Genomic DNA, 24,809 nt, shown 5'->3' on the forward strand with positions numbered 1-24,809 from the left:
TATTTATCTGCCAACCATGATATATTATGATGGTGACAACCCTTGTCACCGTTCCACAGAATTTGGAGGTTTTCATGTCCAAGGCGAGAAGATTGAATGAAATGATCATGATGGTGAACCGGAAAAAAAGATTTACCGTCCGGGAACTGGCACAGGAATTCGGGGTTTCCAAACGGACCATTTTGCGGGATTTGCAAGAGTTGAGTGCGATGGGGGTGCCGTTGTACTCCGAGACCGGGCCGAACGGAGGGTATCGGGTCTTAAAGGAGAGAGTGCTTCCTCTCATTGCTTTTACCGGGGAAGAAGTGATGGCCGTCTTTTTTGCCATTCACGCATTGAGGCATTATCTCTCACTTCCTTTTGATGTGGAGTATGAATCCGTCATCAAGAAGTTTTATTTAAATCTCTCCGGAGACCTGCGGGACACCATTGACAATCTGAAAGACCGGATGGACTTTGTCACTGTCCATCAACAAGAAGAGATCCCTTTTTTGAAACCACTGCTGAAAGCCGCGGTTCAACAGGAAGTGTTAAACATCCGGTATCAAACGGGTGAAAAAACCAGCTGTCGGAAAATTCAACCGATCGGGGTTTATGCAAGAGACGGAAAATGGTATTGCCCGGCTTATTGCTTTTTGAGAAAAGATTACCGGGTTTTCCGGTGTGACCGGATTCAATCGGTGGAACATGACGAAAACACAAAGCCGGTCGATTTATCGGGGATCCGTTTGAAAAATCGTTTTTCGCTGATGAACCGGAAGCGGGAAATGATGGAAATGGTTGTGGAGCTCACCCAAGACGGAACAGAAAAATTTCAACCGGTTCAGTGGCCGGATCTGTCGTTGGAAAAACGGGAAGATGGCTCAGGTTTGATCACCGGGAGAATCGCCAAAGACGATCTCCCTTTTTTCGCAGACTATTTTCTTAAATACGGCGAGCATGCCCTGGTCAAGAAGCCGCTTGCCTTAAAAAAGCTTCTGAAAGAAAGATTGGCAAAAACGCTTGAACAATACCGCCCGCTTTAGGTTCTTGCGGGCGTTGACGCCTGAGAGGACGGATGCAGCGAAGGGCACGTTGTGTGGAAAGAAGGGGTTGCTTGCTCTCACATTGACTCCTTAAAATAAGCGGATGTATAATAAAATTCAATGTGATTCTTATCGGATGGAGGGTACACAGGTGTTGACGACAATTAAAGAAATAGCCGGCCATGTGGGAAAAGAAGTCAAATTGGGCGGATGGCTTTACAATAAACGTTCGAGCGGAAAAATCCAATTTTTGCAGCTTCGGGACGGAACCGGATTCATTCAGGGGGTTCTGGTCAAAAGTCAAGTGGCTCCGGAAGTGTGGGACGCTGCCAAACAATTGACACAAGAAAGCTCATTGTACATATGGGGAACCGTACGGGAAGATGAACGGGCACCCGGCGGTTTTGAGTTGGATGTGACCAATCTCGAAGTGATTCAGGTGGCGGAAGAATATCCGATTGCGAAAAAGGAACACGGGGTGGATTTTTTGTTGGACCATCGCCATTTATGGATCCGTTCCCCCCGGCAACGTGCCATTTTGACCATTCGGGCCGAAATCATCAAAGCCTTGCAACAATACTTGAATGATGAAGGCTTTACATTGGTGGATCCACCGGTTTTGACGCCGTCTTCCTGCGAAGGAACCACCAACCTGTTTCACACCAAGTATTTCGATGAAGACGCCTACTTGACGCAAAGCGGCCAGTTGTACATGGAAGCCGCCGCGATGACGTTGCGAAAAGTTTATTCATTCGGCCCGACGTTCCGTGCGGAAAAATCCAAAACCAGACGCCATCTGATTGAATTTTGGATGATCGAGCCGGAAATGGCCTTTGTGGAACATGAAGAAAGCCTGAAAATCCAAGAGAATATGGTTGCCCATGTTGTCCGGCATGTGTTGGACAACTGCGAAGCGGAATTAAAAACATTGGGCCGGGATATCAGCCGCCTGGAAAAAGTGACGGCTCCGTTCCCGCGCATCACTTATGATGAAGCCGTGGAACTTCTTCACAAAGAAGGATTTTCCGATTTTGAATGGGGGGAAGACTTCGGGGCGCCCCATGAAACCAAAATCGCCGAAAGCTTTGAGAAACCGGTCTTTATCACACATTATCCGACAGAGATCAAGGCTTTCTATATGAAGCACGATCCGAACCGGCCGGAAGTGGTTTTGTGTGCGGATTTGATTGCTCCCGAAGGCTATGGGGAAATCATTGGCGGAAGCCAGCGGATTGATGATCCGGAACTGATGCGCCAACGCTACGAAGAACATAATTTGCCGAAAGAAGCTTATCAGTGGTATATGGATTTGAGAAAATACGGTAGCGTCCCCCATTCCGGATTCGGCTTGGGATTGGAAAGAACGGTGGCCTGGATTTGCGGATTGGATCATGTCCGGGAAACCATCCCGTTCCCGCGGATGCTCAATCGGTTATATCCATAGAAAAGGATAAAGCATCGGTTTTTTCTGACCGGTGCTTTTATCCATTTTTCAAGTCTGTTTCACCAAAGTGGATCATGGTATAGTGGAGGATAAGAGAGGTGTGAAAGAGCATGGACCGGAAGGAAACGGTGCAAGCGGCAATGGTTCATCTCCTGAAACAAGGATTCGTGTCTTTGCCCGTTCTTTTGTTTACGGAGTATAAACGGCTCGGATTGACGGAAACCGAAGCCATGTTGCTGATTCATCTTTATATTTTTCAAGAAAAAGAAAACAAGACGTTCCCGACCGTGGCAGAATTGGAAGAGCGCATGAGCCTCAGCCAACATCAAATCGTGGACTTGATTCAGCGCCTGTTACATGGCGGATTTATAAGGATTGAAGAAGGTCACGAACACGGGATCCGGAGTGAAAGTTACGAGTTGACCCCGCTTTTTCAACAATTGGTCTCATCGTATCTGGATCATAAACAGAAGAAACCGGAATCGGACGGTGAAACATATCAGCAAATATTCCGCGTGTTTGAACTGGAATTCGGACGGGCCCTGTCTCCGATGGAATGCCAGATGTTGTCCCAATGGATTGATGAGGACGGCTATTCAAAGGAGATCATCGAAGCCGCTCTCCGGGAAGCCGTTTTTTGCGGGAAAGTGAATTTTCGTTATATTGACCGGATTTTGCTGGAATGGCATAAAAACAATGTGCGCACGGCGGATGAGGCGGCCGAGTATTCTCGCAAATTCAGGCAAAAAGGAAGCTTATACCAGACCAATGTGAAGGAAAAACCGGTTCTGAGCGAAAATGGTTTTTCTTTTTACAACTGGGTGAATCAAGAGTAGCGGAAGAAACCTTCTTCCGTTCTTTTTTTGCCCGGATGGCGAAATGGAATTTTATATGTAATTAATTTATATTGAAATAATATTTCACATCAGATATAATGAAAGCGCATTCAAGGAAGTCTTGATTTGGAGGGTATAACATGGAAGAAGAGCTGAGTCGTCTGACGACCGAGTCCCGAAATGAACGAAGCAAACAGATTGACAAAATGGATACGATAGAGATTTTAAGACTGATCAATGCTGAAGATCAAAAAGTTGCTCAAGCCGTCAAGGAGGTGATTCCGGACATTCAGGTGGCGGTGGAGTATGTTTGCAATTCTTTTTCCCGCGGAGGGCGTCTGATTTACATGGGAGCCGGAACCAGCGGACGGTTGGGGGTTCTCGATGCCGTTGAGTGCCCGCCCACCTTCAGCACGTCTCCGGAACAGGTTGTCGGTTTGATGGCGGGGGGCGAAAAAGCCTTTGTGAAAGCCGTTGAAGGGGCGGAAGATAACGAAAAACTGGGGGAAGAAGATTTAAAGGCGATTGGCTTGACGGAAAAGGACACAGTCATCGGCATCGCCGCCAGCGGAAGAACCCCATATGTGATTGGAGCGCTCCGGTATGCGCGAAGCATCGGAGCCCACACGGTGGCCCTTTCCAGCAATTCCGGTGCACGTATCAGCCAGGTGGCTGGTCATGCCATTGAAGTCATTGTGGGTCCCGAGGTGTTGACGGGTTCGACCCGGATGAAAGCAGGAACGGCCCACAAAATGATTTTAAACATGATTTCCACCACTGCGATGATACGCATGGGAAAAGTGTACGAAAATCTGATGGTGGATGTCAAAATCAGCAATTACAAATTGCAGAAACGGGCCGTCAACATCATCCGCACCATTACCGGCTTGTCTGACCGGGAAGCGGAAGACTTGCTCCGGCGTGCCCAAAATGAAGTGAAAACGGCCATTGTGATGGATTTGTCTGAAACCGGCTACGAAGAAGCCAAAAGATTGCTTGAAAAGTCCAGAGGGCATGTCCGCAAAGCGATTGCGCTCGGGATTCGGTCCCGTTAACAGGAGGGGAGGAGGGTGTCTGCAGGAGGACTTCATCGTTTGCGTTTGATGTTGGATCAATTGACGGTTGCCGAGCGGAAAATCGCCGAATATATTTTGGCTCATCCACAGGAAGCGGTTCACGAGACAGCGGCCGGATTGGGGAAACGGACGGGCACAAGCGGAGCGACGGTGGTCCGTTTATGCAAGTCCCTGCAATTAAACGGATTTCAAGATTTAAAAATGCGAATCGCCGGCGATCTGGCCAAGCCCGAAGAGAGCGGCTACCGGGATATCAGGCCCGAAGAGCCGGCCGGGTTGATTTTGCAAAAGATGACCAGTAACAGTGTGCAAAGTTTGCGCGACACGGCCGAGGTTCTTGACTTGAAAGAGTTGGAAAGAGCGGTGGATGCTTTATTAAAGGCAAACCAAGTCCACTTTTTCGGAGTGGGGGCTTCCCACATCATCGCTTTGGATGCCAGGCAAAAGTGGCTTCGAATCAACAAAGGGGTGACTGCTTTCTCCGACTTGCATCTGGTTGCCACCCAAATTGCCAATGCCCGGCCCGAGGATGTGGTGTTTGCCATTTCATATTCGGGGGAGACCCCGGAAGTTGTGAGGATTTTGCGCTTGGCCAAAGAGTATGGAGTCAAAACCATCAGCTTGACCAAATATGGTTCGTCCACTGTGGCCGATCTTTCAGAAATCCGCTTGCATATCGCTCCTTCCGGTGAAGCCGTTTTTCGCAGCGGGGCGACTTCCTCCCGGATTGCGCAACTTCATGTGATTGATATTTTGTTTTTGGCGATGGCCGGAAAAGAGTATGATCAAACGGTTCGTTTGTTGGATAAAACCCGGAAAGCCACCCGGCGGCTGAAGGAAATTTAACCCAGGAAGGAGAATTGGGATGGGAAAAGACAACAGCGTGCTTGCGCAAGAGATTTTGCAGCATTTGGGGGGAGCCTCCAATATCGCTTCTTACACCCACTGCATGACGCGGCTTCGCGTCAAACCCAAAAATGAAAGCCTTGTCAATAAAGAGGCATTGAAGGAAATCGAAGGCGTCATCGGTGTGGTGGAGGAAGAAACGCTGCAAATTATATTGGGGCCCGGCAAAGTGGCCAAGGTATACGAGGAATTCAAAATATTAATGAAAAACACGGGCGAATGGGATTTAAACGAACAAGCGAAGCAAAAAAGGGAAGAAATCAAGGAGAAAAACAAAACGCCGTTTAAGCTGTTTTTAAGAAGAATCGCCAACATTTTCATCCCCTTGATTCCGGCTCTGGTGGCTTCAGGGCTCATTACGGGGGTTACGAAAAGTGTGGTGCAGGCCGGTTGGATTGCGGAAACTTCCATGATCGCAACCGTCTTGACCGTGATGGGATCCGGCCTGTTTTCATTCCTGGGGATTTTGGTCGGGTTAAATGCCGCCAAAGAGTTCGGAGGTTCCCCGGCTTTGGGCGCGTTAGCCGGCATTTTGGTGATCAACCCCGAAATTGCAAACATCAGTTTGTTCGGAGAAGAATTGGTGCCGGGGCGCGGCGGTCTGATCGGTGTCATGTTTGCGGCCATTTTTATCGCTTTTTTGGAACAACGGATCCGCCGCCTCGTCCCGCAAGCGCTGGATATCATTGTTACACCGACACTGGCCTTGCTGATTACCGGAATCATCACCTATGTGGTCTTTATGCCGATTGGCGGTATGATTTCCGACGGAATTACCAAAGGCTTGCTGGCCATCTTGGATACCGGCGGAGTGATTGCCGGATTTGTGTTGGGAGCCACCTTCCTCCCGTTGGTGGTTACCGGTTTACACCAAGGCTTGACACCGGTTCATCTGGAACTGATCCAATCCATCGGCAACGACCCGTTGCTCCCCATTCTGGCCATGGGAGGCGCGGGGCAAGTCGGGGCGGCCTTTGCCATCTATGTGAAAACAAAGAAGAAAAGGTTGAAAAGGGCAATTGGCGGGGCTCTTCCGGCCGGCTTGCTCGGCATCGGGGAACCGCTTATTTTCGGGGTGACCTTGCCTTTGGGAAGGCCCTTTTTGACAGCATGTCTGGGAGCAGGCGTGGGCGGAGCTTTTCAAGCCGTGTTTAAAGTGGCCACCATTGCCATCGGGGTTTCCGGCCTGCCGCTCACCTTTTTGGTGCTGCCCGGCCAAATCCTTTTGTATATAACCGGATTGGTATTATCTTATGCGGCAGGGTTTTTGTTCACCTATTGGTTTGGTTTCCGCGATGAAATGGCCGGCGGATTTGAATGATCCCGTCAAAAATACAGCTCCGAAGCGGGCTGTATTTTTTCTTGCCATCGGTTGCTGTATAGATTGCATCTTCCTTTCGGATACTAAACAGGACAATCAAGAATTTGCGGAGGAAGATTTCAAATGAGCTGGTATTTGGTTGTGGTCAAAACTTTTTTTACGGTTGTGGTCCTTTTGGTGCTTACGAGATTGATCGGAAAAAGACAAGTTTCCCAACTTTCCCTGTTTGAATACATCACGGGTATCACCTTGGGAAGCATCGCGGCATATATTCCGTTGGAATCGGAACCGAACTCATGGTATTTGGGGGCGCTTTCCCTGTTGGTGTGGTTGATCATGGCACTCGGCATCGAATATTTGGGGATCAAAAGCCAAAAAATAAGAAAGTGGATTGTCGGGACGGAAACGGTGTTGATCAAACAGGGAAAGGTGTTGGAGGAAAATTTAAAGAAAGAGCGGATGACGGCGATTGAATTGATGAGCAAATTGCGGGCGAAAAATATTTTCAACTTGTCGGAAGTGGAGTTTGCCATCATTGAGCCGGACGGATCGGTCAATGTGATGCTGAAAAAAGAGCATCAACCGCTTACGGCCAACATGCTTCATCTTCCTGTGGATCATGAACGGGAACCCGAAATGGTCGTTATCGACGGCCGGATTGAAAAAGAAGTGTTGTCGAGCATCGGGAAAAACGAAAAATGGTTATTGAAAGAACTGGAAAAACAAGGGTTGAAATTGGAAGATGTGTTTTTGGCCCAGGTGGATTCGTCCGGAAAATTGTGGACCGACCTTTATCAAGACCGGTCTTCTTCCCGTCCCCGGCCCCACTGGCGGGCAAACCTCATACAGGCATTGGAAAAATGTGAAGCCGAGTTAAAAAAGTCGGGACAATTGGCCGGGGATCCGGATGAGAAACAAATGTACCTGAACACCGCCCGCAATCTCAAGGAGATCACCAAAGACATCCAGTCCCGTTTCTTATCGCCATCATGAGAATCATTGCATTTTCTGTTGGATTTCTATTATTATTTTTACAGGCCCATTTATAAAAAAAGAGGTGCAAACCATTGGAACAATTTACATTTTATAACCCAACCCAAGTGTTCTTTGGCAAAGGCACTTTGTCAGCGATCAAAGAACAAATCCCCCGTTACGGCAAAAAAGTATTGTTGGTTTACGGGGGCGGAAGCATTAAAAGAAACGGGATCTATGATCAGATCATGAAATATTTGCAAGAGATCGGGGCAGAAGTCCTGGAATTGTCCGGGGTAGAACCCAATCCGCGCCTGTCCACGGTACATAAAGGCGTGGAATTGTGCAAGAAAGAAAAGGTGGACTTTTTATTGGCGGCCGGTGGCGGCAGTGTGATTGACGCCACCAAAGCCATTTCTGCCGGAGCCAAATTTGACGGGGATGTGTGGGACATCATCACCAAAAAAGCCGTTCCCAAAGATGCCCTGCCGTTTGGAACGGTTTTGACCTTGTCGGCGACCGGTTCGGAAATGAACAGCGGTTCGGTGATCACCAATTGGGAAACCCAGGAAAAGCTCGGCTGGGGACATCCGTTGGTCTTTCCGAAGTTTTCGGTTCTCGATCCGGTTCATACCTTTACGGTTCCCAAAGATCAAACCGTTTACGGAATTGTGGACATGATGTCCCATGCGCTGGAACATTATTTCAGTCCTGCCCCCAACGTTCCTTACAACGAACGAATGGTGGAAGGATTGCTGTCAACGGTTATCGAGACGGCACCCAAGCTGCTTGAGGACCTGGAAAATTATGAAGCCAGAGAGACGATCATGTTTTGTGGAATGATGGCATTAAACGGAGTCGTAAACCAGGGGATGCGAGGCGATTGGGGAACGCATGGAATCGAGCATGCTGTTTCCGCCGTTTATGATATCCCGCATGGCGGAGGTTTGGCAATTTTATTCCCCAACTGGATCCGGTATAATCTGGATGTGACCGAAGCCAAAATGAAGCAATTGGCGATTCGTGTGTTCGGTGTGGATCCCGAAGGAAAATCGGACCGTGAAATCGCTGAAGAAGGAATTGACCGGCTGCGGGAATTCTGGAGTTCCATCGGAGCCCCCAGCCGTCTGGCTGATTACGGAATCGATGATTCCAAACTGGAACTGATGGCAGAAAAAGCGGTGGCTCACGGTTCGTTGGGGCGGATGAAAAAATTAACCAAAGAAGATGTTTATGAGATTTATAAAATGTCATTATAAGGGCAAAGGCCGGACAAAACCGGCCTTTGTCAAAGCATGTTTTGTAAGCGCTTTAGCACAGGGAGTGTGATTTTAAGTTTTGCTAAAAAATGGTTTGTTGACAGCTGGGAATAAAAGTTTTTATAATGCATTGTACTGTTAAATTATAATCTATAAATAATAAATATACTGAAAATGCACAGAAGAAAAAAAGTTTGCCTGTGCATTTCAAAATACGGCAATGGTTGCAACAGAACAAAAAGGAGACATCTTCAATGCTTAAGAACACCAAATTACTCACAATCGGTTTGATGTTGTTTTCATTATTTTTTGGCGCCGGAAATTTAATTTTTCCGCCGTTGTTGGGACAAGGGGCTGGAGACCAGTTCTTCACGGCGATGCTTGGTTTTGCGGTCACAGGAATCGGCCTTCCATTGTTGGCCGTGATCGCAGTCGGTTTGTCTGACGGCGGTCTGCAAGCGATCGGAAGCCGCGTCCATCCGGTTTTTGGCCTGATTTTAAGTTTGGTTGTATATTTGTCCATTGGTCCTTTCTTTGGAATTCCCCGGACCGGAACGGTTTCTTTTGAAATGGGCTTGTCTTTCCTGCCGGATGCCATCCGGGAAGCGGTATGGGCTTTGCCTGTTTTTACAATTATTTATTTTCTGATTACATTGTTGATCAGTTTGAACCCTTCCAAAGTCATTGATCGTGTCGGAAAGATCCTGACCCCGGTCTTGTTGACATTGATTGTCGTGCTCTTTCTCCAAAGCTTGTTTCACCCGGTTGGAGATTTGGGAACCCCGACGGATGTTTATGCGCAATTTCCTTTTTTCCAGGGGTTTCTTGACGGCTACTTAACCTTGGATGCGCTGAGTGCATTGGTGTTTGGGGGAATGGTGGTGGCAGCCATTCGCGATGACGGAATCACTGACCGGAAGAAGGTGGCCGCCACGACATTGAAAGCCGGTTTGATAGCGGTTACTTGTCTGGCTTTTGTGTATTTTTCACTGGCTTATATGGGAGCCACCAGCCAGCAGTTGGGGATGATGGATAACGGTGGTGAAATTTTAACGGCGATTGCTTTTGAACTTTTTGGCCCATACGGTTCCGTCCTCCTGGGGGTCGTTGTTTTGCTCGCTTGTTTGACGACTTCGGCCGGGCTTTCGACATCCTGTGCGCAATTTTTAAACCGGGTTTTCCCAAAACTTTCCTATAAAAAATGGTTGTTGGTTGTAACCGTATTCAGTGCCTTTGTTGCCAATGTCGGATTAACCCAGTTGATTGCGATTTCCGTGCCGGTTCTCAGCATGATTTATCCGGCGGTGATCGTCTTGATCTTATTGTCTTTCCTGCACTCATTCTTTCATGGTTATCGTGCGGTGTATGCCGGAGGAATTGCAGGCGCCTTAATTATCAGTGTTTTGGATACGCTTACCGGTACATTCGGATTCGATTTTTCATGGCTTGTGGTTTTTCCGCTTTATGACCAGGGAATCGGCTGGCTGGTGCCGGCTGTGATCGGAAGCTTGCTGGGATATGTCATTGGAAAAGCATCCGAAAAAAAAGCTGCCCTTACGTAAGGAAAGGGCGGCTTTTTGCCGTTACAGCCTTTTTAATTGCTTGACGAGCTTTTCGAAATGGAGGGAACGGGAGGCTTTAAAATAGATGACTGCATTTTTCGGGGTTTTTGCCAAGTGGTGCAATGCTTGCCGGAAATCTTTACAAATCAGTACCCTTTTGCGGCTCATTCCATTGGCGATGGCAGATTGGGCAATGATTGCCCCGCGTTTGCCCAAGGTGATGAGTTGCGTCAACCCCAAGCGCGCCGCATATTTCCCTGATTGCATGTGAGCTTGATGCGAATATTCCCCGAGCTCCAGCATGTCGCCTAATACGGCAATCTTGGGGCGGGATCCGCTGACATTTTTCAGGACGTCCAATCCGGCTTTCAGTGCTGTGGGATTGGCGTTCCAAGCATCATTGATCAGGATGCGCCCGGATTTTGTGCGAATGAATTCCAAGCGCATTTTCGGCGCTTTAAAGGTGGCGAGCCCTTTTTGAATTTCCGGAATCGTGGCTCCATAAGCCCAGGCAACCCCGATGGCGGTCAGGGCGTTATAAACATTGTGTGTGCCGAAGACAGGGATCCGGACGGGGAACTGGCGTCCCTGAAGCACGGCGTCAAAGACCATCCCGTTTCGGGTGTAACGGATGTTTTTCCCCCGGATGTGGGCCGGATTGCGGATGCCGAAGGTAAGGATTTTTCCCTGGAATCGGTTGGTTTTCAGTTTTCTTGACCGCGGGTCGTCCGCATTTAAGATCAAGGTTCCGTTTTTGCGGACACCATCCACCATTTCCTGTTTGGCTTTTACGATGAGATGAAGTCCGCCCAAGCTGCCCGCATGCGCTTCTCCGACATTGGTGACGGCACCGATCTCGGGCCGGACGATTTGGCATTGTTTGCGGATGTTATTGAGCGATTTCATTCCCATTTCCAAGAGGAGCAATTTTTCTTTGCCGGTTAACCGGGTCAGATATGTTGGCAAAAAAGAAAAAGTGTTCAGGTTGCGGTGGGTTTTCACCATCGGTGCACGATATTTCAAAATGGAAGCCACCATTTCGGTCGTGGTCGTTTTGCCCGCACTTCCCGTGATGCCGATCACTCTGGCCGGGCATTGTTTCCAGTTCCAAAGACCGGCTTTAAAAAAAGCCTGATAAGCATCTTTCACCCGGATGATCGAAGTGCCCGGCGGGATTCCCCGGGCAAAAAGGTGAGCGGGGAGCACGACGGCGAGCGGGCGGATCCGTTGAATGGCCGGCAGTTGCTTTTCGTGCCACCGGATTTTGCGGGTGTAAAAGTACACTTGGTGCGGTTTCAATTGTTTTGGATTTCCAAAATTGAGGGACTGGACGATTTTTGACGGGGAACCTGCAGTCAATCTTCCGCCCATGATTTGGGCCAGTTTGTTTAATTGGATTGCTTTCATGTATATATCCTCCCATGGCGAGACGATCTCATGGATCCATGTGTGATTATCCTATTCAGGAGGCAATAAACCGGCTTGGATGAAAGCCCATAAAAAGAAACCGGTCATTTTTGCCGCATATTTTGAGGACAAAAAAAGCAGCGCCTTTTCATGGCACTGCTTTTTGAAGATAAGTTATTCATTGGTGGAGACGACAGGCTTTTTGCTCATCTTCACCCGGGTGTCGCCCATGAACAGAATGGCTATGGCTGCCAGCACGATGGGGATCAAAGCCAGGGCAAAGATATGGGTGATCGATGAAGACATGGCGTCCACGATTTTATCCAGAATGAAATCGGGAATCGCGGCGCGGGCACCAGGCTCAAAGAGCCCTTGCGGGTCGTTGAGGTCAAAGGATGGCCCGTGTCCTCCCTGCATCCCGCCAAAATCCAATTGATCGGTAAAAAAGCGGTTTTGCAGGGAGCCGAATAAGGTGATCCCGATGGTCATGCCAAGAGAGCGGAAGAATGAATTGGTTGAATTTGCCGAACCGCGGTGTTTGGCATCCATGTTGTGCACTGATGCAATGGGCAACAACGAAAAAGAAAATCCGACCCCAAATCCGGCGATGACCATGTAGATGGTGACCAGCCAACGTGCCGTTTCGGGCGTCATGGTACTGAGCAAGGTCATTCCGGCGGCATAAGCAATGATCGAGAGGATCATCAAATTACGATAACTGGTCTTGGTTTGGAAGATGCCGCCGATCGCGCTTCCGACAACCGACCCGAGCATCATCGGGGTCAGGATCAGTCCCGCATTGGTGGCGGACCCGCCGTACACCGCTTGCACAAAGATCGGGATATATACGGTCAACACGACAAAAGTGGCGCCATATAAGAAAACGGCGATTTGGCTGGCGGCAAATAACCGGCGCTTAAACATCCAGAAGGAAATAATCGGTTCTTTTGCTTTGGTTTCAACGTACAAGAACGCAAGAAAAAAGACCGCAAAGATGACAAATAAACTGATGATGGGAAGGGAGTTCCAAGCATACTCTTTACCTCCCAGTTCGAGGGCAAACATGAGGCTGACGACGGCAGTCACCAGGGTGACGGCTCCCCACCAGTCAATGGATTGTTTTTCATGTTTATTCGACTCTTTGTAAGCCGTGAGAATCAGAACAAGGGAAATGATCCCGATGGGTAAATTGACATAAAAAATCCAATGCCAGCTGATGTAATCGGTAATATAAGCACCGAGCAGTGGACCTGCGACACTGGATGAACCAAAAACCGCCCCGAGCAATCCGGTCATTTTCCCTCTTTGTTCCGGTGGAAAGATGTCAAAAACAATGGTAAAGGCAATGGGCATCAAGGCGCCGCCGCCGATTCCCTGGATGGCCCGGTAAATGCTTAACTGGACAATGCTTTGTGCGGTTCCGCAAAGTGCCGAACCGATCAAGAAGATGGTAAGACCGAAGATAAAAAAACGTTTTCGCCCGTACATGTCCGACAGTTTTCCGAAGATGGGCATTCCGGCCATATATGTGACCATGTAAGCGGAGGTGACCCAAACGAATTGGTCCAATCCCCCCAATTCCCCGACGATCGTCCCCATGGCTGTCGCGACAATGGTATTGTCCATGGCCGACATGAAGATCGCCAGCAGTAAAGATGCGACGACAAGTTGAAAGTTGCTTTTTTTTGAGTCCATGATGTTCCTCCTTTGTTGTGGCACACAACAACATTATAATCCCAACCGGTTATTTAATATAAGTAATATTTAACATACGAAATAATGATGAAAATTTCTGTGAAAGACAAAGGGTTTTGCATCGGAAAGATTGGTTTTATTAAAAATAAAAAGGTTACCAACTATTTTTAACAGATGGCAACCTTTTCACAATAATTATGACAATTCTAAATTATGTATTTAAACAGCAGGGGGCTCGCCGCAACAAAGTTTGTGGGACCGCATATTTTCACCTCGCTTGATCATTTTCTATTACTTTATTTGCGATGTGTGTTTAAAATCCTGCTAATCTGATAAATTTTTTAAGCTGATTTCTCCGCGGATTCGCAAAATCGCTTCAGTCAGACCGTGGTAGGATGCGGATTTTTCGTTGAGCAATTCCGATAACCCGCACTTTTCCGCGCATTTTTTGCAGACTTTGACCCCGTCTTCAAAAAGCCCCTCGGGATCTTCAACGATGCGTATATGTAAACGGTGTGTTTTTTTGTAACAAAGAGAGCAGTTGTCCATCACTTCAGTCAGATGGGGTTGAGGAGCATAATTTAATAATTTTTGCAAAATCTTTTCTTCTTTATCCGCAATGGATTGGATTTTTGCTTTCCATTGTGAATTCACGGTCCATCTCCCTTCTTGAATCAGAAATCTTCATTCAAAATTCTATCGCTTTCGTCACTATTATACAACCGATTTTAACCAAATTTTTTTAAAAAACCGGTTCTTTGCCCGGGATAATGTTTGAGGTTTTTAAATTTATTTTTGAGATGTTTTTTCTTTAATATTTTTGGCGAACTCCGTAGCCGGAAATCCGTTTCACCGGCGCGCCGGTGGCATCGGATGTTCATTCATGATGACAATGACATCATGTCGGAGAAAGTTTTTATAAAGGCGGAAGGATGCATGAGAAAAGAAATCAGAGGGATATTATAGACAGGGTGATTCAGATGAAAAAATTTTTAATTGTGATGTTTTCCGTACTGATTGCGTTGACGGGATGTGCCAAAAACCAAGGAAGTCCGGAGCATGATGCCACTCCCCGGCAAGTGGTGGACCAAAACGGTCAACCCGGGAATGAGCCCATTTCAAGCCGGGGAAGGGTCTTGCCGGATGAAAGAGGAGAAAATGAGCTGAATCTGAAAGGAAAAACCAAACGCATCGAAAGCATCGGCTTTTTGGAAGCCACTTCCCCGGATCAGGCGGTGGAGGATGCATTGGAAGCGGTCCGCGATTTAACCTACGTAGCCTTTTTCAGCTACCAGGTTCGACCGGATGGGAGTTTAATCCCCCTGAAGGATGAAAAACCGCTTCGGGCCATTCAAAACAAGGCCGTTCCGATGCTGGTGCTGACCAATTTTGCTGACGGAAATTTCCAACCCGATTTGGCTCATCAAATTTTTACAAACCGGCAATCCCTCAACCGGTTGATGAATCAAGTCGAACAGGTGATGAAGGAAAAAGGGTACAAGGCGATCAACATCGATTTTGAACACATTTACGAAAAAGATCGTGAGCTGTACCACGGTTTTTTGGAAACCTTTATACCCCGGATGAAAAAACACGGATATGTGGTATCGACTGCCTTGGCTCCCAAAAGCAGTGACGAACAGGCCGGAGCTTGGCATGGGGCGCATGATTATGCGTTTCACGGGAAGATTGCCGACTTTGTGATCTTAATGACGTATGAGTGGGGATGGACCGGCGGACCTCCGATGGCTGTGGCTCCACTTCCCCAGGTTCGGAAAGTGGTGGATTATGCTGTCCAAAAAATTCCACCGGAAAAAATTGTGATGGGAGCACCGCTCTACGGTTATGACTGGACGCTCCCCTATAAAAAAGGAGGCCCCCCGGCGAAACGGATTGCTCCGCATGAAGCCGAAACATTTGCCAAAAAACGAGGGTTGAAGGTGGAGTATAACAACCGGGATGAAGCTCCTTACTTTTACTACCGGGATGAACAAGGGAAAAAGCATGTGATTTGGTATGAAAATGAACAAAGCATGCAGGCGAAGTATAATCTGATTAAAGAATACGGTCTCCGGGGTGTCAGCTATTGGGTGTTGGGTGAGGATTTCCCGGAGAACTGGAAGCTTCTGCGCCAAAATTTCAAGATCAACAAATATTGATGTGAAGCTCCGTGAAAGCAGCTTGGATGGGAAATCCGGGCTGCTTGTTGCTTCCCGGGAGTTTGAAAATTTGTCAAAGGGAAGGTTCCTTGACAAGAATCAGATCTGACAAAATGGAAGGAAAATGGAGCCACCGGTTGAATACGGTGGGGGGGTATCCTATAATAAAGATGTAAGAAGATGTAAAAAACTTTGTAGCAGGAGGAACAGATAAAATGAAGGAACAAATTCGCGTTGCCGGAATGTCCTGTGAGCATTGTGTCCAATCGATCGAGGAAGCATTAAAACGAATCGGGGTTGCAGCCAAAGTTGATTTGTCCAAAGGAATGGTCGATGTGGATTTTGATGAACAGACGGCCGATTTGGACAAAATCAAGCAGACCATTGAAGATCAAGGGTTTGATGTCCTTTCATAAATTGCATCACAGCAGGAGGCGTTTTCGTTGTCCAGTGAACTCAGCTCGATTCGGTTGCCGGTGGAAGGGATGTCTTGTGCGGCCTGTGCCAACCGGATCGAAAAACGTCTTTCAAAGTTAAACGGTGTCGATTCGGTCCATGTTCACTTGGGCATGGAAGAAGCCCATATCGTTTATGACCCGAAGCAAGTCCGGTTGCCGGAGATGGAGAAGATCATCCAAGATCTCGGCTACCGCGTTCCCAAAGAAGAAGTGGATATGGAGATTACCGGGATGACCTGTGCCGCCTGTGCCAGCCGGATTGAAAAAGTGTTGAACCGGATCCCGGAAGTTGCCAATGCTTCCGTCAACCTGGCAACTGAATCGGCGCGGGTCGCTTATTACCCGGGAACCTTGGCCGTATCCGACGTGGTGCAACGGGTGGAACGGTTGGGATTCGGGGCAAAGCCGAAAAGTGCGGAGTCAGGGAAGCGGAAAGAGGAAGAATGGAAGAAAAAAAGAGTCCGGTTTTATGCAGCGTTGGCATTTTCCATCCCGCTTCTGTGGACCATGGCCGCCCATTTCTCTTTTTTTCATTGGATCCCGGTTCCGTCTGTTCTCATGAACCCTTGGGTCCAATGGATTTTGGCCACACCGGTGCAATTTGTGATCGGGGCTCCGTTTTACCGCGGAGCATGGAAGGCACTGCGCAACCGCAGCGCCAATATGGATGTGCTGGTGGCACTCGGCACCTCGGCGGCCTATTTTTACAGTTTGTATGTAATGTTGACTCAACCGGCTTCCCGCATTCATGAGCAGGGATTGTACTTTGAAACCAGTGCCGTTTTAATCACACTCATTTTGCTTGGCAAATTGCTGGAATCCCGGGCCAAAGGAAAAGCCTCGGATGCCATATCCAAGTTGATGCGGTTGAAAGCCAAAAAAGCATTGGTCTTGAAAGACGGCAAGGAGGTAGCCGTCCCGGTGGAAGAAGTCAAGCCGGGGGATCTGATTCTTGTGAAGCCGGGCGAGCAGATCCCGGTGGACGGAGAGGTGGTCAAGGGCCGGTCATCCGTCGATGAATCCATGTTGACCGGTGAAAGCATCCCGGTGGAAAAACAGTCGGGTGACCCGGTGATCGGCGCCACCATCAACGGGCAAGGACGGCTTCTTTTCCGGGCAACCAAAGTCGGGGAAGAGACGGCGCTGGCACAAATTATCCGGGTGGTTCAGGAAGCGCAAGGCTCCAAGGCGCCGATCCAACGGATTGCAGACCGGATTTCGGGGGTTTTTGTTCCCGTTGTTTTGGGAATCAGCGTGCTTACGTTTATGCTTTGGTTTTTCGGTCTGGAGCCGGGGCAATTTCAAGGCGCCTTGGAGAAAGCGATGGCCGTGTTGGTGATAGCCTGTCCTTGTGCCTTGGGGCTGGCCACGCCCGTTTCGATTATGGCCGGTTCCGGCCGGGCTGCGGAATGGGGCATTTTGTTTAAAGGCGGCGAACATTTGGAAAAGGCGCAGCAAATCACGATGGTTTTGTTTGATAAAACCGGAACGATCACCCACGGGAAACCCGAATTGACCGATACCATCATCTTTCATCCGGAAGAGAGAGAAAACGTTTTGCGCCGGGCCGGTTCGGCGGAAAAAAATTCCGAGCACCCGTTGGCGCAGGCCATTGTGAACGGGATTGCGAAAGAAGGAGTGACATTGCAAGATCCCGACTCCTTTGAAGCATTACCCGGCCACGGGGTCAAAGCCGTGCTGGACGGACAGGAAGTTTTGCTGGGAACCCGCCGGTTGATGGCACAAAACGGAATTCAAACGGATTCAATTGAGGAGGAATTGGTCCGGCTCGAAAAACAAGGGAAAACAGCCGTGATCATCGCAATAGACCAAGAATGCGCCGGGATTTTGGCCGTTGCCGACACGGTGAAAGAAACTTCCCGCACAGCGATCCAAAAGTTGAAACAAATGGGGCTAAAAGTGGGGATGATCACGGGAGATAATGAACGGACGGCCCGTGCCATCGCCAAACAGGTCGGCATTGAGGATGTTTCGGCCGAAGTGTTGCCGGAAGGAAAGGCCGAAGTGGTTTATCAGTGGCAGAGACAAGGGGAAAAAGTGGCGATGGTCGGGGACGGAATCAATGATGCGCCGGCTCTCGCGGCGGCCGATCTGGGCATTGCAATGGGAAACGGAACCGATGTCGCGATGGAAACCGCAGATGTCACCTTGATGCGCGGGAATCTTGAGCAGGTGGCCGATGCGCTTTGGATGAGCCGGAAAACCATGGCCAATATCAAACAAAATCTGTTCTGGGCTTTGGCGTACAACAGCTTGGGAATTCCCGTCGCCGCGGCCGGATTTCTGGCTCCCTGGCTTGCAGGGGCGGCGATGGCTTTCAGTTCGGTCTCCGTGGTGTTGAATGCCCTCCGGTTGCAACGGGTCAAATCTTTGTCATAAGTTGTCCAGTCCATCGGAAAGATGGGCTGTTTTTTATGAATTAATTTGGTGAATTTTCATTTTTTATATTATGATTGAAATAGATTCTATTAACAAAAAATAATAATGCAGCTGTTTGGAGGGGTTTAAATGGAAGAAAAAACCGTTGTCCTGACCATACAAGACGGCGTCGGCCTGATCCGGCTGAACCGTCCCCAAGTGTATAATGCCATCAACCGACAATTGGCCGAAGAATTGACAGCAACTTTGCAAAAGGTAAACGAAGATCCGAAAGTACGGGCCGTGGTTTTGACCGGGGAAGGAAAAGCGTTTTGCTCGGGACAAGATTTGAATGACCGGTCAGCCATTGTCACCAAGGGGGATGAAATTTCACTGGGCGAGAGTGTGCGTTCCCGTTATAATCCTTTGATTCAAGCCATCATGGATCTGAAAAAACCCGTTATTGCCGCGGTAAATGGCGTGGCGGCCGGGGCCGGTTGCAGTTTGGCGCTGGCTTGCGACCTGCGTGTGATCACTCCCCGTACCTGTTTTGTCGAAGCATTTGTCAGGATTGGATTGGCACCCGACAGCGGTTCCAGCTACTTTTTGCCCCGGTTGGTCGGGCTGGGAAGGGCATTGGAGATCGCGATGACCGGACGGGATGTGGAAGCGGAAGAAGCCGTCCGGATCGGGTTGGCCAACCAATTGGCGGAGGAAGACAAATTGCTGGATGAGGCGATGGCACTGGCCAAGCAGTTGGCGCAAGGCCCCACGGTGGCCATCGGATTAACGAAAAAAGCGATTTACCGCGGGATGGAAACGACGATCGAAGAAGCGCTGGAATATGAAGCTGTGGTTCAGGAACAAGCCGGGAAAACCAAAGACTTCCTGGAAGGCATACAAGCTTTCGCCGAAAAAAGAAAACCGAATTATCGCGGAGAATAGCATCCTTTTCAAACAAAAGCCGGTTTTGTTGATAAATCGGCTTTTTGTGTTTACCATCTAAAGAACGGTTAAAGACTTTGGCACCACTTTGACCGTGATGGGGGTTTCATCCAGAATTTCGCCATCCACATGGGCCAGACAAGAGCCTTGCGGCGTGATGGTGAATTCTTTGCCGCGGTGAAAAATCACGGATTTGTGCCGGGTGTGTTTGCCGGAATAAGCCGTCGGGAACAGGCGGAGAAACTCAAAGGAGCTGAGGTTTTGAATGCAACAGAGATCCAGCAGGCCATCATTTTTTTCCGCTTGGGGGCATATTTTGATTCCGCCGGCAAAGTTCGGGATGTTTGATACCGCAATCAGCCAGACATGTTCGTAATCATAGCGCACACCATCCACGGTCAGGGTGACGGGCTGCGGGGTGTACGAACGGAAGACTTTCAAAGCCTCCAGGCCGTAAGTCAAGCGCCCGAACCACTGCTTTTCCCATCTTTTCAGGCGAACCGCATTGGCCACTTTGGCATCAAATCCCGCGCCGCCGAAGCTGATCAGGCAACGGTTGTTCATTTTGGCGGTGTCCACTTGGTAGGTTTGGTGCCGCAAAATTCGTTTTAATGCAAATTCCGGATCCAGGGGGATCTGATGCCCCAAGGCAAAATCATTTCCGGTTCCTGCCGGGATATAACCCATGGGGATATGGGTCCCGATGAGCCCGCTTCCCACTTCATTTACGGTGCCGTCCCCACCGACGGCGACAACGGCTTTGACCGGGTGATGTTGTTTGATGTCATTGACAATCCGGGTGGCATCTCCCGCTTCTTGTGTGAAGACTGCCTGGTACTCCACCCCCAGTTCATTTAATCTGCGATGGATATAAGACCATACTGTTTTCCCCCGTCCATTGCCGGCCAGTTGGTTGACCACGAAAAAATACATGGTGGCACTCCCCCTTAAAATTCAGATATGGAATGAGATGGTCTTTTGTGCGGGTTTTGGTCCAGTTGCCGGTAAATCCGCCGGGTGGCCCAAAAATAAAGGGAGGGAAACCATTTGCGCAATTGAAGCGCCCATTTTAACTTTCCGGGAATCACCACGGTTTTGGGGCGCTTCATTATTTTTAAGGCACAACGGGCGACTTCCTCAGCCTCCAACATTTGGCCGGCGATCAGGGGAGGAAAATGGCGGCGGGGATCTTCTCCCCTGAAAAAAGGCGTCATGACCGGTCCAGGGCAAAGAACCCCCACCTGAATCACCGGTGCGTACTCCAATTTCAGAGCTTCGGAAAAGCCGATCAAGGCAAATTTGCTTGCACAATATCCGGCGAGGTTTGGAATGCCGGTCAATCCGGCCAGAGAAGCGATGTTGATGATTCGTCCGTGGCCGGCGCGCAGCATGTGCGGCAAGACGTGACGAACCATGCGGACGGCGCCCAAATAATTGGTTTCCATCATCCCCCGGTAGTCATCCGGCGAAACATCCAAAAATCCGCCAAAACACCCATAGCCGGCGTTATTGATCAACACGTCAATGCGGCCGTAAGTTTGGATGATTTCCTCCACGACCTGTTTGACTTCCGCTTCTTTAGTGATGTCACAGGAATAATAAGATCCCCGGTTGAGTTCGCGATGGATTTCTTTTAGACGGGAGGATCTCCTTCCGAGCAGAATCGGGACATATCCCTGGTCCGGCAACTTTCGGGCAATGGCTTCTCCGATTCCGCTGGTTGCGCCGGTCACCAGAACAACGGGGTTTTTCATTCCATTTCCTCCTTTTAACTCATCGGAACCTGCGGAATGATTTTGCCTTCAATCCGTTCAAAAATATCGTCAATGTCTCTTCCGGTAATGGTCAAGCCGTGGTTTTTCAACCCGATCACGGCCCGGGAAGGATCTTCTGCTTCCCGGATCAAGCCGGCAACCGCTTCGGCCAGCTGTACGGTTCCGCATGGATAATTGATTTCCGTGGAAGGGACTCCTTCCATCCAGGCGTGAATATGCACAATGGCTCCGACTTCAGGGTGCTCGTTATAAATCATCCAATGCTCGATGGCATCGACCGAAACGCGGTTGGGCTTGATATTGGAAGGAACGCTCAATTCCATGGCCGACTGGTCTTCATCATACCCTTTCACCAGCAAAATATCCTTTCCGATCCGGCTCAGGTTTCCTTTGTTGACGCCGCTGGCGCTCATCCAGAATTCATTTTTGTCCCGCCGGGCACTCAAGTTGCCGTAACTGAGCCCGCCGATGCCGTATAAACGCTTGATATGGCGGAATTCTCTGGGAGGCAATAATTCCTGGATCGGAAACGGCGCGGGAAGCAGATTCATTTCATCCAGTTTTTTGCCCGCACGGGAGATGCTTTCGCTGGTTTCATCCCCTTCCCACAGGTCTTCGGGAAGATCGGGGTGAAAAATATTGTTGATGACCAGACGGGAAGTGGCCAAAGGACGCAAGCGTTCGAAAACTTCTTGGAAATATTGGTCATCCTCTTCGGGACGGGAGACGGCATAACATCCCTGTTCCAGGGTGATGAAATGCGTGGACGACACGGGACGGGAACGATCAATGAAAATCATCAGGTTTCCCAGTGAACGGATCAAGATCGGATAACCGGTTTTCAGGATATTGGACACGGGCTCATCAACCTCGGTGATGGACACGACAAACGTTCCGTTTCCTTTGCGGCGAAAAGGTTTCGGACGGTTTGGATCCACGAAATTCAACACCAGTTGAAGTTGCGGAAAATCGGTCGGCACCCGTTGAAAACCGTGTTTTTCCATCTCTTGTTGGATGCCTTCGGCAAAGCGTTTTAAATCCGGTGTTCTTTCATAATCTCCAAACAATGCGAAGTGAATCATTGTGCTAAAACCCTCCTTTGATACAAGACCTAGTTTCCCGAAGGATTTGGAAAAATATACATCTTGGCGCCGGGTCTTTCCGGGGATTGATTCAGAAAGTTGAACCGCAGGACCGGAAAAAATGGTATGTTAAATTTCGAGGATTCCTTACTGGGGAGGATTGTTTATGCATACCATCCGAAATATTTATTGCATCGGCAGAAACTACCGGTTGCACGCGAAAGAGTTGGGCAATGAAGTGCCGGAGGCCCCGTTGGTTTTTTTAAAGCCGACCCATTCACTGGCCAAAGCGGACGGAAGGGTTCTTTCGCTTCCGGGAACCAAAGGGGAAGTGCATTATGAAGCGGAGTGGGTTTTAAGGATTTCCCGCCCGGTTGCGTCAGGGACACCCGTGGATGAAGTGGTGAGTCACATGGGGCTCGGCATCGATTTTACCTTGCGGGATGTACAGAGTGGGTTAAAGAAAAAAGGGCATCCCTGGCTTCCAGCGAAAGGGTTTCCTAATGCAGCGGTGTTGACGGATTTGAAACCGTTCCCGGGGCTTGCAGCATGCGCATCGAAATCGTTTTCGTTGTTTAAAAATCAAGAAAGAGTGCAAAAGGGAACCATTGATGACATGGTTTTTTCCCCGCAACAATTGGTGGATTACTGCGCGGCACACTTTGGGCTGGGCGAAGGAGACATTATTTTTACCGGTACGCCGGCTGGTGTGGGGAAGGTGGAGAATAACGATCATTTCAGGCTGGATTGGGAAAACGAACCATGGGGAGAATGCCAAATCCGGTTGAAATAAAAAGGAAACCGCCTTGCTCCAAGGCGGTTTTTTCAACGTGAAAACAAGTCAGTTTCCGTTTTTTTGCAGCCACTTTTGTTCAGCCCGTGCAAAGTTGGCGGGGCCGTCATGCTCCAAGGCATCATAAACGAATTCATACGCATGGGAATCAAAGGCGATGCCGAGGTGAGCCGCCAGATCAGCCGGCACTTGATCCTGAATCGTAATATTGGACACCTGTTCTTCGGGGCCATCCAAAAAGGCGGAGGTGTAGGGAACGACAATTTCATCGTATTTGGTGCTGATCACGGTGTACGAAACATCTCCCGGGGTTTCATCGCCGGCGTTTAAATCATTCAGGAAGTCAGAGCCGGCTTTTTGTTGATCGCATGCCGTGCACCCCAAAAGTCCCGGAAGAATCATAATGGGTTCAATGCCGAGAACCCCGATGGTCCCGTGGTTGGATGGAGCCAGTCCAATCAGGTCTTCGACTTTTTCCGCACCGCCAAGGTATTTGATGTAGTAGCGCGGCATCATGCCTCCCTGGCTGTGCCCGACAATGGAAACTTTCTCCGCGCCGGTTTGCTCCAACACCTGATCGACAAACGCTTTCAATTCTTCAGCAGATTTTTCAATCGGTCCGGTACTGAAGCCGAGATGGGTGATGCCGTAGTTTAAAGCATACACGCAATAACCTTTCTTCGCCAAAAGGGGTGACAGTTTGCTCCAGTTAAATGCCATGCTTTCAAAAGTGCCCGGCACCAAGATGACCGGATAAGGATGTTCCTCGCTCGGCTTGCAATCGGGAAGATTGGCGCCGGGAGGTGACAAAGCGGCTTCGCGCAGGATGTCTTCATCCGTTTGGGCATGGGCGGATGAGATCCCAAAGAGACAAGGAGCCAACGCTAACGATGAAATAATGAATATTCTGAAAATAAATCGGAAGGCAGACATCGTCTCTCCCCCTTCTGTGGATTGTTAATACTTATCTATATTAAATTTTATCTCACTGAAACAAATCAGGGAAGGGGAGAGAGATAAAAAATCAGATTATTCAATCATTTTTTGCAGCATGGTTCCTTGGAAGATTGGAACCATTTCATTTTCGGGGCGATTCACCGGGAACGGGGACAAAGTCGAAGATTTCTCCGCTTTTAAAGGTGTTTGCCAACTGGCGGAGCCAGGCATAATACCGTTTGGCATTGGACAGTTTTTCAAGGTCTTGTTCCGCTTGTTTTTTCTCTTCATCTTTGACCCCGGAATCATGAAGCAGTTTTGTCAGCTTTTCTTCACTGGCACGAAGCGCTTTCTCATTCAGCTCAATTTCTGTTTCCCACAGGTGGACGAAAAACTCGATAAAAGACCGGAACTGGTCTTGTTCGGCCTGGTACAAATCTTTCCGGACGCCTTTGATCCATTTTTTTTGCACCAGTTTTAAACGGGATAATTCCCGTACCCCCGTACTCATGCTTGTTTTGCTCATGCCGGTGCGCTGGCGCATTTCATCCAGTGTCATCGGTTCCTGATGGAAAAACATGATGCCGAACAGCCGGCCCATGGAGGGACTGAGTCCGTACATCCGCATCGTTTCAGCCAATGATTCGATGTAATCGCTTCTTGCCTCTTCCAATTGATCCATCGCACATTCCTCCAATCGCTTGCGTGTCCTTTTGTTTAATCCAATCATCCGAAGCAGGTGCCCACATCTTAAACATAAGGAATGATTTTGTCAAACA

The 24,809-nt window shown here is 49.0% G+C and carries 22 protein-coding genes; 14 read left to right on the top strand and 8 right to left on the bottom strand.

Annotation, left to right across the window (positions count from 1 at the left end; translation table 11 throughout):
* The first annotated feature begins 74 nt into the window (after positions 1–74).
* The 9 genes from FA954_RS07330 (at position 75) to brnQ (ending at position 10,401) form a co-directional block, all read left to right on the top strand.
* Entirely contained in the window at positions 75–1,025 is a 951-nt protein-coding gene (locus FA954_RS07330; RefSeq protein WP_138614959.1) for a helix-turn-helix transcriptional regulator, read from the top strand.
* Positions 1,026–1,161: 136 nt separating this feature from the next.
* Entirely contained in the window at positions 1,162–2,469 is a 1,308-nt protein-coding gene (gene asnS, locus FA954_RS07335) for an asparagine--tRNA ligase (protein WP_138614960.1), read from the top strand.
* A gap of 110 nt (positions 2,470–2,579) precedes the next feature.
* On the top strand, positions 2,580–3,305 hold the full coding sequence (locus FA954_RS07340; RefSeq protein WP_037996068.1) for a DnaD domain-containing protein: 726 nt from the start codon (positions 2,580–2,582) through the stop codon (positions 3,303–3,305).
* A gap of 140 nt (positions 3,306–3,445) precedes the next feature.
* Entirely contained in the window at positions 3,446–4,360 is a 915-nt protein-coding gene (gene murQ, locus FA954_RS07345; protein WP_037996066.1) for an N-acetylmuramic acid 6-phosphate etherase, read from the top strand.
* A gap of 15 nt (positions 4,361–4,375) precedes the next feature.
* Positions 4,376–5,227 carry a MurR/RpiR family transcriptional regulator gene (locus FA954_RS07350; protein ID WP_049720165.1) on the top strand — a complete coding sequence of 284 codons (852 nt, stop codon included), beginning with the start codon at positions 4,376–4,378 and terminating at the stop codon, positions 5,225–5,227.
* 19 nt (positions 5,228–5,246) lie between these two features.
* Positions 5,247–6,608: a PTS transporter subunit EIIC gene (locus FA954_RS07355; protein ID WP_049720164.1), complete on the top strand. Its 1,362-nt coding sequence runs from the start codon at positions 5,247–5,249 to the stop codon at positions 6,606–6,608.
* A gap of 123 nt (positions 6,609–6,731) precedes the next feature.
* The gene (locus tag FA954_RS07360) at positions 6,732–7,601 is read left to right on the top strand and encodes a DUF421 domain-containing protein (protein ID WP_037996062.1); all 870 of its coding nucleotides are present in this window, start codon (positions 6,732–6,734) and stop codon (positions 7,599–7,601) included.
* A 74-nt stretch (positions 7,602–7,675) separates the two neighbouring features.
* On the top strand, positions 7,676–8,839 hold the full coding sequence (locus tag FA954_RS07365) for an iron-containing alcohol dehydrogenase (RefSeq protein WP_037996061.1): 1,164 nt from the start codon (positions 7,676–7,678) through the stop codon (positions 8,837–8,839).
* A 254-nt stretch (positions 8,840–9,093) separates the two neighbouring features.
* A complete protein-coding gene (gene brnQ, locus FA954_RS07370; protein ID WP_037996060.1) occupies positions 9,094–10,401 on the top strand; it encodes a branched-chain amino acid transport system II carrier protein in 1,308 nt (435 codons plus the stop codon).
* Between the two features lie 21 nt (positions 10,402–10,422).
* Here brnQ and FA954_RS07375 read toward each other — a convergent pair whose 3' ends face one another.
* The 3 genes from FA954_RS07375 to FA954_RS07385 form a co-directional block, all read right to left on the bottom strand.
* Positions 10,423–11,808: a UDP-N-acetylmuramoyl-tripeptide--D-alanyl-D-alanine ligase gene (locus tag FA954_RS07375; protein ID WP_049720161.1), complete on the bottom strand. Its 1,386-nt coding sequence runs from the start codon at positions 11,806–11,808 to the stop codon at positions 10,423–10,425.
* 174 nt (positions 11,809–11,982) lie between these two features.
* Positions 11,983–13,503, bottom strand: a complete 1,521-nt coding sequence (locus tag FA954_RS07380) for an MDR family MFS transporter (protein ID WP_138614961.1) — start codon at positions 13,501–13,503, stop codon at positions 11,983–11,985.
* A gap of 324 nt (positions 13,504–13,827) precedes the next feature.
* Positions 13,828–14,157 (bottom strand): hypothetical protein, encoded by a 330-nt coding sequence (locus FA954_RS07385; RefSeq protein ID WP_037996056.1) that lies wholly within the window; start codon positions 14,155–14,157, stop codon positions 13,828–13,830.
* A 326-nt stretch (positions 14,158–14,483) separates the two neighbouring features.
* On the opposite strand from FA954_RS07385, the gene FA954_RS07390 reads away from it, so the two are divergent.
* The 4 genes from FA954_RS07390 to FA954_RS07405 all read left to right on the top strand — a co-directional run bounded on the left by FA954_RS07390 (position 14,484) and on the right by FA954_RS07405 (position 19,444).
* Positions 14,484–15,662, top strand: a complete 1,179-nt coding sequence (locus tag FA954_RS07390; protein WP_049720160.1) for a glycosyl hydrolase family 18 protein — start codon at positions 14,484–14,486, stop codon at positions 15,660–15,662.
* Positions 15,663–15,877: 215 nt separating this feature from the next.
* Positions 15,878–16,078, top strand: a complete 201-nt coding sequence (locus FA954_RS07395) for a copper ion binding protein (protein ID WP_138614962.1) — start codon at positions 15,878–15,880, stop codon at positions 16,076–16,078.
* A gap of 69 nt (positions 16,079–16,147) precedes the next feature.
* The gene (locus tag FA954_RS07400; RefSeq protein WP_082240696.1) at positions 16,148–18,520 is read left to right on the top strand and encodes a heavy metal translocating P-type ATPase; all 2,373 of its coding nucleotides are present in this window, start codon (positions 16,148–16,150) and stop codon (positions 18,518–18,520) included.
* A gap of 129 nt (positions 18,521–18,649) precedes the next feature.
* Positions 18,650–19,444: an enoyl-CoA hydratase/isomerase family protein gene (locus tag FA954_RS07405; RefSeq protein WP_138614963.1), complete on the top strand. Its 795-nt coding sequence runs from the start codon at positions 18,650–18,652 to the stop codon at positions 19,442–19,444.
* 57 nt (positions 19,445–19,501) lie between these two features.
* Here the strand turns inward: FA954_RS07405 and FA954_RS07410 are convergent, their stop codons facing one another.
* From FA954_RS07410 to FA954_RS07420, 3 genes are read right to left on the bottom strand one after another with little or no spacing between them, the layout of a single operon-like run.
* Positions 19,502–20,377, bottom strand: coding sequence for a diacylglycerol/lipid kinase family protein (locus FA954_RS07410; protein ID WP_037996051.1), 876 nt, complete (start codon positions 20,375–20,377; stop codon positions 19,502–19,504).
* A 14-nt stretch (positions 20,378–20,391) separates the two neighbouring features.
* Complete coding sequence (locus tag FA954_RS07415) at positions 20,392–21,198, bottom strand: SDR family NAD(P)-dependent oxidoreductase (protein WP_049720158.1); 807 nt, start codon at positions 21,196–21,198, stop codon at positions 20,392–20,394.
* Positions 21,199–21,212: 14 nt separating this feature from the next.
* Positions 21,213–22,301: a class II aldolase/adducin family protein gene (locus FA954_RS07420; RefSeq protein ID WP_037996050.1), complete on the bottom strand. Its 1,089-nt coding sequence runs from the start codon at positions 22,299–22,301 to the stop codon at positions 21,213–21,215.
* Between the two features lie 166 nt (positions 22,302–22,467).
* Here FA954_RS07420 and FA954_RS07425 point away from each other — a divergent pair, with 166 nt between their 5' ends.
* The gene (locus FA954_RS07425; protein WP_049720157.1) at positions 22,468–23,094 is read left to right on the top strand and encodes a fumarylacetoacetate hydrolase family protein; all 627 of its coding nucleotides are present in this window, start codon (positions 22,468–22,470) and stop codon (positions 23,092–23,094) included.
* A 48-nt stretch (positions 23,095–23,142) separates the two neighbouring features.
* Here the strand turns inward: FA954_RS07425 and FA954_RS07430 are convergent, their stop codons facing one another.
* Together FA954_RS07430 and cudC are read right to left on the bottom strand one after the other, a co-directional pair.
* On the bottom strand, positions 23,143–24,027 hold the full coding sequence (locus FA954_RS07430; protein WP_052186746.1) for an alpha/beta fold hydrolase: 885 nt from the start codon (positions 24,025–24,027) through the stop codon (positions 23,143–23,145).
* 145 nt (positions 24,028–24,172) lie between these two features.
* Positions 24,173–24,712 carry a choline uptake/conversion transcriptional regulator CudC gene (cudC, locus tag FA954_RS07435; protein WP_037996046.1) on the bottom strand — a complete coding sequence of 180 codons (540 nt, stop codon included), beginning with the start codon at positions 24,710–24,712 and terminating at the stop codon, positions 24,173–24,175.
* Positions 24,713–24,809 lie beyond the last annotated feature (97 nt).

The organism is Thermoactinomyces vulgaris (assembly GCF_005886755.1).
Lineage (GTDB): Bacteria > Bacillota > Bacilli > Thermoactinomycetales > Thermoactinomycetaceae > Thermoactinomyces > Thermoactinomyces vulgaris.